15 protein-coding genes and 1 pseudogene are annotated in these 12,404 nt (G+C 35.7%); 10 read left to right on the plus strand and 6 right to left on the minus strand.

The annotated features are described in order from the left end of the window. Positions 1-342 precede the first annotated feature (342 nt). From ABMQ40_RS12550 to ABMQ40_RS12560, 3 genes and pseudogenes are all read right to left on the minus strand, one after another. Entirely contained in the window at positions 343-495 is a 153-nt protein-coding gene (locus tag ABMQ40_RS12550) for a hypothetical protein (protein WP_370900106.1), read from the minus strand. A gap of 124 nt (positions 496-619) precedes the next feature. Then, the gene (locus ABMQ40_RS12555; protein WP_370900184.1) at positions 620-781 is read right to left on the minus strand and encodes a Tn3 family transposase; all 162 of its coding nucleotides are present in this window, start codon (positions 779-781) and stop codon (positions 620-622) included. Positions 782-785: 4 nt separating this feature from the next. Next, positions 786-894, minus strand: a pseudogene (locus tag ABMQ40_RS12560) (Tn3 family transposase); the annotation flags it as partial. Between the two features lie 204 nt (positions 895-1,098). Between ABMQ40_RS12560 and ABMQ40_RS12565 the strand changes: the two are divergent. From ABMQ40_RS12565 to ABMQ40_RS12610, 10 genes are all read left to right on the plus strand, one after another. Beyond that, positions 1,099-3,243 carry a DUF418 domain-containing protein gene (locus tag ABMQ40_RS12565; protein ID WP_370900108.1) on the plus strand — a complete coding sequence of 715 codons (2,145 nt, stop codon included), beginning with the start codon at positions 1,099-1,101 and terminating at the stop codon, positions 3,241-3,243. 21 nt (positions 3,244-3,264) lie between these two features. Continuing rightward, the gene (locus ABMQ40_RS12570; protein WP_370900110.1) at positions 3,265-3,546 is read left to right on the plus strand and encodes a hypothetical protein; all 282 of its coding nucleotides are present in this window, start codon (positions 3,265-3,267) and stop codon (positions 3,544-3,546) included. A gap of 393 nt (positions 3,547-3,939) precedes the next feature. Continuing rightward, positions 3,940-4,422, plus strand: a complete 483-nt coding sequence (locus tag ABMQ40_RS12575) for a hypothetical protein (RefSeq protein ID WP_370900112.1) — start codon at positions 3,940-3,942, stop codon at positions 4,420-4,422. A 17-nt stretch (positions 4,423-4,439) separates the two neighbouring features. Further along, positions 4,440-5,156, plus strand: coding sequence for a hypothetical protein (locus tag ABMQ40_RS12580; protein WP_370900114.1), 717 nt, complete (start codon positions 4,440-4,442; stop codon positions 5,154-5,156). A gap of 139 nt (positions 5,157-5,295) precedes the next feature. After that, a complete protein-coding gene (locus ABMQ40_RS12585) occupies positions 5,296-5,619 on the plus strand; it encodes an ArsR/SmtB family transcription factor (RefSeq protein WP_370900116.1) in 324 nt (107 codons plus the stop codon). Positions 5,620-5,623: 4 nt separating this feature from the next. Further along, a complete protein-coding gene (locus tag ABMQ40_RS12590; RefSeq protein ID WP_370900118.1) occupies positions 5,624-6,094 on the plus strand; it encodes an SRPBCC domain-containing protein in 471 nt (156 codons plus the stop codon). Between the two features lie 30 nt (positions 6,095-6,124). Beyond that, positions 6,125-6,703 (plus strand): YdeI/OmpD-associated family protein, encoded by a 579-nt coding sequence (locus ABMQ40_RS12595; protein WP_370900120.1) that lies wholly within the window; start codon positions 6,125-6,127, stop codon positions 6,701-6,703. A gap of 18 nt (positions 6,704-6,721) precedes the next feature. Continuing rightward, complete coding sequence (locus ABMQ40_RS12600; protein ID WP_370900122.1) at positions 6,722-7,138, plus strand: DoxX family protein; 417 nt, start codon at positions 6,722-6,724, stop codon at positions 7,136-7,138. Between the two features lies 1 nt (position 7,139). Beyond that, complete coding sequence (locus tag ABMQ40_RS12605) at positions 7,140-7,697, plus strand: DUF4256 domain-containing protein (RefSeq protein WP_370900124.1); 558 nt, start codon at positions 7,140-7,142, stop codon at positions 7,695-7,697. Positions 7,698-7,832: 135 nt separating this feature from the next. Next, positions 7,833-8,333 (plus strand): hypothetical protein, encoded by a 501-nt coding sequence (locus ABMQ40_RS12610; protein ID WP_370900126.1) that lies wholly within the window; start codon positions 7,833-7,835, stop codon positions 8,331-8,333. A 110-nt stretch (positions 8,334-8,443) separates the two neighbouring features. On the opposite strand, the gene ABMQ40_RS12615 is transcribed toward ABMQ40_RS12610, so the two are convergent. The 3 genes from ABMQ40_RS12615 to ABMQ40_RS12625 form a co-directional block, all read right to left on the minus strand. Next, positions 8,444-10,252 carry a S8 family serine peptidase gene (locus ABMQ40_RS12615; protein WP_370900128.1) on the minus strand — a complete coding sequence of 603 codons (1,809 nt, stop codon included), beginning with the start codon at positions 10,250-10,252 and terminating at the stop codon, positions 8,444-8,446. Continuing rightward, entirely contained in the window at positions 10,245-11,039 is a 795-nt protein-coding gene (locus tag ABMQ40_RS12620) for a hypothetical protein (protein ID WP_370900130.1), read from the minus strand. The genes ABMQ40_RS12615 and ABMQ40_RS12620 overlap by 8 nt, the downstream gene beginning before the upstream one ends. A gap of 292 nt (positions 11,040-11,331) precedes the next feature. Continuing rightward, complete coding sequence (locus tag ABMQ40_RS12625; RefSeq protein ID WP_370900132.1) at positions 11,332-12,369, minus strand: threonine aldolase family protein; 1,038 nt, start codon at positions 12,367-12,369, stop codon at positions 11,332-11,334. Positions 12,370-12,404: the final 35 nt, after the last annotated feature.

The following is a 12,404-nucleotide window of genomic DNA, read 5'->3' on the forward strand; positions in this document are numbered from 1 at the left end:
TGAGAAGGAACATATGCCATTAGAGCTTCTTAAGAATGATGGATAATGATGGGATTGTATGCTCAAATATTACAATGATAGCGTGCGGAACGTTTTAAAGAATCAGCTGTACATACAATTTAACATAATATAAATTATAGGACTTTTTATAAGTTAGTGTTACAGAGCATTTATCATAATTTTTTACAGTCTCCGGAAATCTTAGCTTTCATTCCCAACTTTATTTTTTTAAAATAAAAAATGGTATTATTATATGTTATTTTAAATGAAAAGGATTAATATTTAATACTCAATTTACTTTCTTAATTTAATAAATCTAATGTCATTTTTAGTTACTCTCGATTATAATCCAAATGCGTTGCTATAATCTCTTGCTATAATTTGAAACTCTTCAAAATCAATGTTAAATTTCTCTTTTACCTCTTCATCAGAAATTCTCACTCCTAAATCATTACCTATTTCTTCAATGATGTAGTTGAAAATAATCTTCACCATATTTAAAGATTTAAAAATTCACAGAATTATTTCTGCTTATCTCTAATATAGGGGTCAGCTCACGAAAAGTAAAAAAAACCGGATTAATGACAAAATCTATCAAACTATATTATTTTGATAGTTGTTATGAATTATTTAATCTCAATGGTCTAAGTTCTCCCGGTTTTAATGTTACTTTATTATTCCAGATATAATCCCCTGTTAGATGGATGTGTTCCCAGCCTAAAGGTGAAAGATACTGGAGTAATTCTTCATTAATATCTTCGCCCTGTTCTTTAAGGTGCATTTTTTTCATTCAGATCTCTTATCCTGGGAGCAAATTTAAATCCTAATAGATGCATTAAGGCAAATATGATCCGTGAATCCCGCAGTATCCGTATAATGCTCTTCAATCTGAAGAAGTTTTACCTTCACCCCAATATCCCGAAAAAGGATGCTTGTACTGATAATTTATAATTTCTGCTAGAGCTGAAGAATATTATATCAGTATAAAGGTAATATACTGTCTTTATTAATAAACTACCTTGTATTACATAGTTCTTTTTTATATATTGTATTACACAGTTCTTTTTTATATATTTGTTAAGACAAAAAAAATCAAATATGAAAAATGAAACAAAAATAAAAGCCCTTGCTACAACTGTAAAGCGGCTTGAGTTAATAGATGCCTTAAGAGGAATTGCTCTTTGTGGAATTATTTTTATGAATATAAGCGGGTTAATGGATATTCCATACAGAGAAGAAGATCAGCATCTGGTTGATATCTTTGATACTATTTTTAAAGCTAAGTTCTATCCTATTTTTAGCTTTCTTTTCGGAGTAGGGGCTTTTATTTTTATGGATAACATTAAAAAGAAAAAGAAAAACCCATGTCTTTTCTTTGCAAAAAGGCTTATATTCTTACTAGGAGTAGGAATATTACATTCTTTATTACAACCTGGTGAGGCATTAAAGGTATATGCTATTATTGGGATTATCCTTTTACCCGCGTATTCACTACAGCCTAAATGGAATCTTATGGTTGCATTAATCTTATTATTAATCTCTTGTTTTCTGGTTCCAACGTATATATCAATCTTAGGTTTATTTTATCTTGGATTTTATCTTGGGCAGATTGCTTTTTTTTATCATTCTAAACGTTACAAAAATATACTGATTGGAATTTTTATCATTTGTACTATAATCGCAATATATGGTGATTTTTTACTTCCGAAATATAGACCTACTAATTATTATTTTAAAATACTCACTTTTACAGGTATTATGCAGTCATTTGCTTACATGAGTATTTTGATTCTTTTATACAATTATGTGCCAGTTATTAAGAAGTGTATCAATATATTTTCACCAATGGGAAAAATGGCATTTACCAATTACATCATGCAAACCCTTTTAATTATTTTGATCAGTAATATTTTAGGGTTAAAATCTAATATAGCTTATAGGGATACAATAGGGATCTGTCTAAGTATTCTAGTATTCCAGATCATTCTGAGTAGAGTCTGGTTTCTGTATTTTTCTTATGGTCCATTAGAATGGCTATGGCGTAAATGGACATATGCAAGTATAAAAGTAGGAAACAACGGTATAAATATGTTGTTTATTTTGATTGTATTATCTATAACGTCATGTGAAAACCAGCCTAATTTAGAAATCAGTGACGTTCCTGCATTCGATGCATATTATAATCCTAAATGGCAAAAAATTCCAAGGGAAACAAGACAAGGAATTGCTCAGACTGTACAATATCTATCAGATATAGAAGCTAACCCAGTAGGCTTTGGTAGTTCATGGATTACTCCAATGCCTGCAATCGTATATGATATAAAAGATAAATCTCCGAATGCTCCAGCTTATTTAGTAGCATCTTCTTTACTCTCTAAAACGAGCCAATTTAACCTTATTAGAAAAAAGATCAGTGAGATATCCAAAGATAATTATTCGGAAATACCTTTGCCGTTTGGATTACAAAATTCTGGTACTGTAATAATACGTTTCTTAAAAAAGGATCTTCCGAATTTGAATGATTTGCCCAACCTTCCTTTACCACATTTATTTTATAACTTACTGCCTGTTGCTGATCTGGAAAATTATTATATACTAATAGTTCCTTTGGATCTGTCAGATAATATTACAACTCCCCGTAAATGGAGCTTAACCGCAGTAATGGTACATGAACATTTTCATCTAGTACAGAACAACTATAAAATACCCTATAGTCTGGAACAAGCTATGGAGGCTTTTCCATCAAAAAATATAGATTATTTAACTCTTAGTATTATAGAATCTCGTCTTTTATCTGAACCAGTAACAACTCAACTTCAGGCGACCCAATTACTTCAAGATTTTTCAGATTTACGAGCTCTCCGGGATAATATGGCGGAAAAATTTAGGTATTATGAAAAACAGCAGGAATATAATGAAGGGGGAGCAAGGTATATAGAGGATGAGTATTTAAAACGTAGAGGATTGCCTATTGAACACAGCATTGCCTACATTGAAGATTGTAAAACTAAAATAGGAAATATCAAATGGGGAAATCGACTGTATGCTGATGGAGCAAACCTTCTTCACTTACTAACTATAGCAAAAATAGATTGGAAAGAAAAAGTATCTCAAGGAATCCCTCCATCTACCTTAATTAATACGTTGTTTCCTCCTGCAACAGACAGAGCCTATAAAGTTGCTGATAGATATGAGTTTCAAAAGGAAAAAAAACTAGCAGAAAAATGTATGAATAATCTTTAAGGAAAAAAAGGATTCCTTAGAATGCTCCTATGTGGTATTCTTGGAGACATAACCGTAAATTTCACAGATAATTCTAAAACTAAATTAGAAAGGAGGGGTGCTGTTGATTATGAACCAGCAGATAAAGATGAATATTTCTTTAGCAGAAAGCCATTTTTAGAATGGACAATAACGGGAGTCATTATACATTGGAATACGGTCTACCTCGAAAGAGCTGTAAATTACTTGAAGAGTAATGGAACGATAATCGATGAAAATCTTTTCAGTATCTTTCACCTTTGGGCTGGGAACACATCCATCTAACAGGGGATTATATCTGGAATAATAAAGTAACATTAAAACCGGGAGAACTTAGACCATTGAGATTAAATAATTCATAACAACTATCAAAATAACATAGTTTGATAGATTTTATCCTTAACCCGGTTTTTTTTACTTTTCGTGAGCTGACCCAATATAGTAAAACCAATCGAAAAAACAAATTGTATATTTACTTAAAAAATTTGCAGATATTTTTTTGTCTGTTATGTAATCCAGACCTCAACAACCCGAATAACACGCTGTAACAAGCATATTACAATCAATTTTCAGGAAAACTTTTTATAAAAAGTTGCACTCATTTTTATAAAAAGTTCAGGAATCCAGGATGGTCTTTAATGCCTTATGGATAATTTTACCACTCTAAATACGTGAAATATGAACTTTATCTATCCCTTATGCTTTACCTTTTGTTTTTTTCCGGGAATATCAGTTTTCGGGCAGCAGGCAAAAACTGACAAAAGAACCCAGGAAGCATTGTCGCAACGGTATGCGGCGGATAAGCTGTATGCTGATTATCAAAGAGGTATCTACAACCGTGAGGCCTGGAAAGCTTCATGGGTGGGCTTAAAACTCTCGGATCTCTACAAAAGCTGGGGAGTTCCTACAAGAACCACTACCGATGAAAACGGCGGAAAAGTTGTGGTATATGAAAACGTTACCAATACTGCCGGCGGCAGCTATACCCCGGGGTATATCGAGACTGCTACAAATGGTTTCGGACAGACCGTGATAACCGGCCAAAAAGCAGCGGAAGACACCAGATGGAGCAGCCAGTATGTAACGATAACAACGGTGTACGCAGATAAAAACGGTGTAATAACAAAAGTAGATTTCGATAGTAAATATAGCCGTAATTAACAAATCAATTTTTTGTGATGAAAATTATTAAAATAACCTCTTTCTTTATCTTTTTTGTTATAGCATCCCCTGCCAGCGCACAGGGAAAATACTTTGAGGTAAAGCTGGAAAAAAATCAATTCAGCTCCGGATATATCGGGAAGGTCCTGCCGATACATGACCGCGAATATGTAAAGCTTGCTTATCCAGGTAAAACTAAGGAACAACTTTATGATGCCGTTCTCAATTATGTAAAAAGCCATAGCGGGCTTAAGCTGGAGTATTCGGACAATATAAAAAAAACATTTTTGGCGTACAGGGACTTTGCCACCATTGGTGACAAGAAAAAATGTTCTGCCGACCTCGTATCGCTGGCTTATATTGAAGTGGTAACAGATGTAAAAGATACCCTGCTTGTAAGCTATAGCCCTAATTCTAAGATCTTTTCGACTATTTTTGACGCCAAATTATTGATAAGTCCTGGCAATGACGTAATATCAGAAGGTGATATTCCTTTCAATGAATATAAATTTGTTCAGCCGGAAGACGGGAGAACTCAAAGCAGTATATCTCCTAATGGCGGGCTTTTAGGCGCTGTTACTTCCCGGAAAATTAATTATAAGCTGGCCTATCCTGAAAGTATTTTTGATCCCGGCGGTAAGATCGTCAATTCCAATAATAAAAAAATAATTGAAGATTTTTTTGACGGCTATATCATTGATTTAAAAAGTTATCTGGACAAAAATCTGAAATAGTTGATAATATAAATATAATTGAGCCATCCCTTGTAATCGTACGGTTACAAGGGTTTTTAGTAATTATATAAAAAAATTATCCTTCAAAACTTGCGTAGTCAAATAACTTCATATATATTTGTAGTCAAATAGCTACACAATGAATTTAAGACGTGATGTTTTTCAGGCCATTGCAGACCCTACCAGAAGATCCATACTTATGCTGGTGGCTGTCCAATCCATGACGGCTGGCGCTATTGCCTCGCATTTTGATACCGCAAGACCTACCGTATCAAAACACCTTCAGATTCTCACCGAATGTGAACTGTTAAGACCTGAACAAAACGGACGCGAAATCATATATCATCTTAATCCGGACAAAATGAAAGAAATAGCCGATTTTATCGAACCTTTCCGCAAAATGTGGGACGACAGGTTCAACAAACTGGAAAGTGTCATGAAAGCTTATCAAACAAAAAAATAAACATATGGAACTTAAAACGAAAATCCATGCTGAAGACGGTAAGCAGGAAATATTTATTACAAGGGAATTTGATCTGCCCGTGGAGCTTCTTTTCAAAGCTTACACGGAACCTGAGATCGTGGAACAATGGATGGGTACAAAAGTTTTAAAACTCGAAAACAAACAGCATGGCGGCTATCAGTTTGAGACCTCAAATCCACAGGGTGAAGTGGTTTTCCGGGCTAATGGAGCCATTCATGAAATTGTTCCCGACCAGAGAATCATAAGAACTTTTCAGATGGAAAACACCCCTTTTCCTATTCAGCTGGAATTTTTAGAATTTGAAAGGCTGACAGATGAAACCAGCCGGATCACCATCCATACCATTTATAAATCAACCGATTACAGAGACCAGATGCTTAAGCTGCCTTTTGCACAAGGCATCAATATGGCCCATAACCGTCTTCAGGAGGTTGTCGGTAAACTGAAAGATTAGAAAATAAAGAACGAAGAAATAAAGAAGAATATGAATCCCAAAGTAGACTTTTTCTTTGATGAAGCAGGACAATGGCAGAAAGAATTTCAAAAATTAAGAACGATAGCTCTGGATACAGGTCTTGATGAAGAATTAAAATGGGGATGTCCGTGCTATACCTATCACGGTAAAAATGTAGTTCTGATTCATGGATTTAAAGAATACTGCGCGCTCCTGTTCTTTAAAGGAGCCCTATTAAATGATCCTGACAACATACTGATCCGGCAGACCGAAAATGTACAGGCAGCAAGACAGATCCGCTTCACCGGTCTCGATGAGATTACCGGCCGGGAAAAAGCATTAAAAGCCTATATTTATGAAGCTGTTGAAGTAGAAAAATCAGGAATTAAGGTTGAAATGAAGGAAACCAAAGAATTTGAAATGCCGGAAGAATTCCGGAGAAAGCTTGATAGCAATCCCTCATTGAAAGAAGCTTTTGAAGCGTTAACTCCCGGAAGGCAGCGAGCCTACCTACTCTACTTTTCATCCGGCAAACAGGCTAAAACCCGTGAATCCAGAATTGAAAAATATATTCCCCGGATCCTTAAAGGAAAAGGAATAAATGATTAACAAAAAAAATTAAAAACAATGGAAACACCAAGCAAATCTCCAAAAAGAAAAAAAATCATCTATTGGATTTTTACCTTATGGATGTCATTGGGAATGATATCAACAGCCATAGTTCAGCTAATGAGGAATAAAGATGAAGTGGAGAGTTTCACTACATTAGGCTACCCTGTCTACCTTATGACCATCATTGGGGTCTGGAAGATAATGGGCGTTATTGCCGTACTTATTCCAGGCCGGCCGTTGCTGAAAGAATGGACCTATGCAGGATTTATCTTTTTAATGTCGGAAGCCGTGCTCTCCCACATCATTGTGGATGATCCTCTGAACAAAACATTTCCGGCGCTATTACTGTTGGTTCTGACAATAATATCCTGGTACACCAGGCCCGCTGAAAGAAAAATATCCTTATTGAATAATCTGTCTAATCCGATCTGATATGAGTAAAAAGAAATTGTCTCCCGAAAGAAGTGAAGAATTATTAAAAATTCTGAAAACCCGTTTTGAAAAAAATATGAACCGTCACCAGGGTCTCGACTGGAATAAGATCCAGGCCAGGCTGACCGAAAATCCGGAAAAGCTTTGGTCCCTGAATGAAATGGAAGAAACGGAAGGTGAACCGGATGTAGTAGACTACGATGAAAAAACCGGTGAATATATTTTCTTTGATTGTTCCCCCGAAAGCCCCAAACGGAGAAGCTTATGCTACGACTATCAGGCATGGGAAGCCAGAAAAGCCCATAAACCCGAAAGTAATGTGATAGACAGGGCTACAGAGATGGGAATTGAGCTCCTGACCGAAGAACAATACCGCTACCTTCAGAAGCTGGGGAAATTCGATCTAAAAACCTCCAGCTGGGTAAAGACCCCTCCGGATATCAGGGAGCTTGGAGGCGCCATTTTCTGTGACCGCCGTTACAATACCGTTTTTATGTACCATAACGGGGCTGACTCTTATTATGCAGCAAGAGGTTTCCGGGGCCTCTTAAGAGTTTAGGAATCCGGCATAATCATCAATCGTTTATCATTCAAATAAACATCTGTTTATTCTGTTTATTTATATTTAATTTGTTCATATACAAATACTATTATTATTTTCGTATCAAATTTGATTTATTATAACAATTGGGATATGAAAAAAATAATTGTATTAAGCGCATTGACAGCTTTTCTGATGAACTGCAATAAAAAAGCAGAAGCTCCAGAGCCAAAACAGGAAACAGATTCCACAGCCATCACTGAAGAGACGGTGGTAGACACACTGGGCCCCAAATCTTACTGCTATATGGGCGTAACAGGAAAAGATACCGTTTTTGCCAGTATTGATGATAACCTGGGAACAATCACCGGGAAACTGGTTTATAAAAACAATGAAAAAGACAGTTCAAAAGGTGATGTTACAGGTTTTAAATCAGGGGATACCCTGAAGCTTATCTACGAGTTTGAATCTGAAGGCTCTAAAAGCAAAAGAGATATTTATTTTATCCAAAAAGACAACACTTTGCTGGAAGGAATCGGTGAACAGAGAGATGATAACGGACAGATGAAGTATGTGAGCGAAAAGAAGATCAGCTACAAAGGACAAAAACTTGAAGCTACCCATTGTGAGGCAATCTCAAAAGCTCTGAAATAAGAAATAAAGCCCGGATTAAGATTGAGCCCTCAAAGAGTTAATTCAAAAAGAAATCCTTACTTTTGAAGTAAGGATTTTTAGGGTACTATCAGATCAAATAAATAATCCTTTTATCTTTTTAAGATTTTTTGTACAATTTTTTCTTTATTTGAAAAAGTGAGTTCAACTAAATACTGCCCTTGTGGCAAGCTATTTAAATTGATACCAGTCTGCTCAAATTCCATATAGGATATTTTATCTTTCATAATTTCCCTGCCGGATAAATCATAAATGGTGATATTAACCGTGTCATCTTTTAAATATTTATTGCTTTTAATGAATAGATTTTTTTCCACAGGATTAGGATATAATTCTGCTGGATTCTTCTTGGCCATTAAAGTATTTTGAGATTGATTCTTATTTTTAGCATTTATATTTTTGCTTGAGGATGAGAAGCTAAAGCAAGTGTCATCACCTATATAAAAGCTATTTACCTTATCTGAACCCGGCTGGATTAAAACACCCTCATCAAGGATTATATAATCTTTGGCTTTTATTTTTATGTCAGAATTATTAATAAATGATTGATTTTTAATTCTTACTTTCTGAGGAGAATTTGTTAATTCGAAATGCCACCTATCAAAATTTCTATCTGAAATCACAATCTCCCCTCCGTTATTCGGGTTCATTTGCCATGCCATTTTTGTAGCTTTTCCGGCCTCTATTCTTCCGGCACCTATTTTACCGATATATGGTGAGTTTTCAGGAATCAATTCTGTATTAAATGATGTAAGCTTAAGAATTGTTTCTACTTCATCCGGGTTTAAACAATTGTTTACAGAAAATAGCAGTGCTACAATACCAGATACCTGGGGAGAGGATAATGAGGTCCCCCAGGCTCCGCCATATGAGCTGTCATCAACAGCTGTAGCTCCAAGAACGTTAAACCCTGCAACAGATACATCAACCATATCATTCGTTTGATGTGTAGTGCTAGGATCGCCTATTACCTGCTCTACCCGATCTCGCCAGCCTACAGGCATATTATTGTACATATACCCTACCTCTTCATATCCGACACTGGAAACACCAATTACATGATTATAACTTGCAGGATATACGTAATTAAATGGTCCCCCGCATGTTCCGCCATTTCCCGCTGCTGCTATTATTACTGTGCCATTTTTATATATCTCATCAATCACGGCCTGCTCTATACTATCATAATAGCATGTGCTCAGCCAGCTCGCATTTACAATTCTCGCTCCATTTTGAGATAATTCCAATAGTTTATCGATTCCTATATAGTTATAGAGTACTTTAGAATTAAAGCCTGTCCCCGGGATACCTAAGCCATTATCCGTATTAGCAGCAGCATGGCTTGCAACGGCAGTTCCATGGGAATCTGAATACGTATAGCTAACCAGACTAGTCACTTTTCCCACTAAATCCTCATGGGTCAGCCTTATAGGAGTATCACTTATGCCTATTTTTATATTTGGATCTCCATGAGTGTAATCCCAGGCATCTTTTATGTTAATCAAATCCAAATTCTTATGCGGATTAGAGCTTCCTGCAGGATAATTATAATCATTGGGAGTATACAATAATTGTGGGGCATAAGTTTCTCTGACCAAAGGAAAATAATTTTTATAATTCTTTAAATCATCAGTCATTCCTCCTTTGTCAGTTTCTACAATATAAATATTCTGCAAAAATGGTGTTACGGATGTGGGAAAGGCTTTTTCAAATTTATATATGATATATTTTGAAAAAATCTCAGTAACGCCATTGTCAGTATGCTTTAAAAGTAATCTACCCATATTGCTCTCTACACTCGGAACATCATTTTTATCGGGAATCTCAATATAGAAAAGCTTATTTTGGCCAAAGAAAAGAGTAGATACAACGGTAAATATTAAACATGCTAATCTATTCATGGTTATGAAGCTCTAGTTTCAGGTTATCGATTTCCTTTTTCTGCTCAATCAGATGGAGTGTCAGTTCTTCAATTTTTTTCAAAAGAAGAATATTCATCTCTTTTAATTCTATCCCATTTTTAATGGCTTCTTCAGTAGATGGCACTTCTGGAAGATGACCATTTTCAAGGATAAATTTTTCTATTTCTTTCAGTGGCATTAATTTATAATCTTTTTCAAAAACATAGTCTGCCCACCCGTTATTTGCAGCTATATCCACCTTTATCTTCTCAGTTCTGATACCATTTTTTATGAAAACCCGGTAATCATCGCAATCTGAACAGCTAGGATATTGATTATAATTTCCAATGAGTAATTTTCCATTTGCTTTTAACGAGAATATTCCTTCCCAGTTTCCTGGCGCAGTGGGTCCGGTAATATCTAAGATTCCCGGATTGTTTGGCTGATATTGAGTGTAATTTAGCCAAACTAAAGAAGAGCCGCTGCTTATATTAGAGCCTGAATTTCTAACCTGAAAAGTATCACTATCAATGCTTGATAAAAGCTGGCTTCGCCCTTGTACCCTGAAAGCAACGTTGGGATCAGGGCTTGTACCAACGCCAATATTGCCATTAGAATTGATCCTGATCCTTTCAGTATTATTGGTTTTCAAGACCAAGTCCTGATTATCTGTTGTTCCAACGAAATTAACGGAACCATTAGTTCCTGAGTTTCCTGAAAGATTCCACGATTGTGCATTATAGAATACACAAATAAAAGTTCCCAAAGTTAAGATTAGTTTTTTCATAAAATTTTTACATATTTAATTGTATATATTCATTTTCCTAAAATAAAAAAAAATAATGATTTTTTTATTAAAAAACCATTATTTTTTTAAAACTTACATTAAAACGAATAATTAAATCTACCTTCTCAGACATAATACTGTAAAATATAAGGTTTTGAATCTGAATACTCGGTTTATAATGTTATAAGCCACAATACTTATTCCATAGGAGAAACAAAATATTGTAATATAACATCAAAGCGTAGAACTAATGTCATATTAGTCTGAGTCAATAATAAATATATAAGTCTTCTTATTGGGGATAATTGACCGCTATAACTTCAATAAAATCATCCACGGCCTGGTCACTCGTATTCCAGGAAGTAATAAGACGCACCGCAGAATGATGCTCATCAATCTTCTTCCAGACATAAAATTCAAATTTTTCAGATAAAACCTGGATCATATGATTACTTAGGATCGGGAAGATCTGATTGGTATAGGTATCGGAGAGAAACCGCACTCCCCTTTTCCTCATTGCCTCTTTCATTTTCATAGCCTGATGATTGGCATGTTTCGCAAGGTCAAAATACACGTCATTCTTCATAAGTTCCAGGAACTGGATCCCCAGCAGCCTTCCTTTGGCCAATAGTGCTCCTTTCTGCTTGATATTAAAGGCAAAATCTTCCCGGAGATCCGGATTGTTGATTACTATGGCCTCTCCCAGCAAAGCGCCGTTCTTGGTGCCTCCCAGGTAAAAGACATCAGTGAGCTCTGCTACCCTTTCCAGGGTAAGATCGCTGATCTCGGAGGTCAGTCCCTGCCCCATCCTGGCGCCATCCATAAACAGATACAGATTATTTTGTTTACAGAAAGCTGAAAGCTCCCGAAGCTCTTCCGTATTATAAACCGTACCCAATTCCGTAGAGTTTGAGATATATACCAGTTTAGGCATTACCTGGTGCGGAATGTTTTTATGATTCTCAAGGATCGGAATTATATCCGATGGACGTAATTTTGCATCTTCCGTTTCAATACCCAGGATCTTGTGCCCGGTAGCTTCTATGGCACCGGTCTCATTATTTAAAATATGCCCGGTAGATGCAGAAATCACACATTGATATGGTCTTAATATGGAGGAAATGACAATCAAATTAGCCTGGGTTCCTCCGGAAACGAAGTGGATATCAGCATCGGGATTCCTGATTTTTTCCCTGATCAGCGCTTTGGCTTTTACAGAATATTCATCATCGCCGTAGCCGGCCTGCTGATCCAGATTGTACTCTGAAAGTGCTTTTAAGATATTCGGGTGGCATCCTTCGGAATAATCGTTTTTAAATGAAAATTTCATAGGCTAAAATTAAAAAAAGTTAAAAGAACAAAGCC

This window comes from Chryseobacterium gossypii (assembly GCF_041361455.1).
In the GTDB taxonomy this organism is placed as follows: Bacteria; Bacteroidota; Bacteroidia; order Flavobacteriales; family Weeksellaceae; genus Chryseobacterium; species Chryseobacterium gossypii.

What these genes read in the sequence shown, in the direction of transcription:
- ABMQ40_RS12550 (WP_370900106.1), bottom strand. Translation starts at nt 495, where the DNA reads ATGGTGAAGATTATTTTCAACTACATCATTGAAGAAATAGGTAATGAT.
- ABMQ40_RS12555 (WP_370900184.1), bottom strand. Translation starts at nt 781, where the DNA reads ATGCACCTTAAAGAACAGGGCGAAGATATTAATGAAGAATTACTCCAG.
- ABMQ40_RS12565 (WP_370900108.1), top strand. Translation starts at nt 1,099, where the DNA reads ATGAAAAATGAAACAAAAATAAAAGCCCTTGCTACAACTGTAAAGCGG.
- ABMQ40_RS12570 (WP_370900110.1), top strand. Translation starts at nt 3,265, where the DNA reads ATGCTCCTATGTGGTATTCTTGGAGACATAACCGTAAATTTCACAGAT.
- ABMQ40_RS12575 (WP_370900112.1), top strand. Translation starts at nt 3,940, where the DNA reads ATGAACTTTATCTATCCCTTATGCTTTACCTTTTGTTTTTTTCCGGGA.
- ABMQ40_RS12580 (WP_370900114.1), top strand. Translation starts at nt 4,440, where the DNA reads ATGAAAATTATTAAAATAACCTCTTTCTTTATCTTTTTTGTTATAGCA.
- ABMQ40_RS12585 (WP_370900116.1), top strand. Translation starts at nt 5,296, where the DNA reads ATGAATTTAAGACGTGATGTTTTTCAGGCCATTGCAGACCCTACCAGA.
- ABMQ40_RS12590 (WP_370900118.1), top strand. Translation starts at nt 5,624, where the DNA reads ATGGAACTTAAAACGAAAATCCATGCTGAAGACGGTAAGCAGGAAATA.
- ABMQ40_RS12595 (WP_370900120.1), top strand. Translation starts at nt 6,125, where the DNA reads ATGAATCCCAAAGTAGACTTTTTCTTTGATGAAGCAGGACAATGGCAG.
- ABMQ40_RS12600 (WP_370900122.1), top strand. Translation starts at nt 6,722, where the DNA reads ATGGAAACACCAAGCAAATCTCCAAAAAGAAAAAAAATCATCTATTGG.
- ABMQ40_RS12605 (WP_370900124.1), top strand. Translation starts at nt 7,140, where the DNA reads ATGAGTAAAAAGAAATTGTCTCCCGAAAGAAGTGAAGAATTATTAAAA.
- ABMQ40_RS12610 (WP_370900126.1), top strand. Translation starts at nt 7,833, where the DNA reads ATGAAAAAAATAATTGTATTAAGCGCATTGACAGCTTTTCTGATGAAC.
- ABMQ40_RS12615 (WP_370900128.1), bottom strand. Translation starts at nt 10,252, where the DNA reads ATGAATAGATTAGCATGTTTAATATTTACCGTTGTATCTACTCTTTTC.
- ABMQ40_RS12620 (WP_370900130.1), bottom strand. Translation starts at nt 11,039, where the DNA reads ATGAAAAAACTAATCTTAACTTTGGGAACTTTTATTTGTGTATTCTAT.
- ABMQ40_RS12625 (WP_370900132.1), bottom strand. Translation starts at nt 12,369, where the DNA reads ATGAAATTTTCATTTAAAAACGATTATTCCGAAGGATGCCACCCGAAT.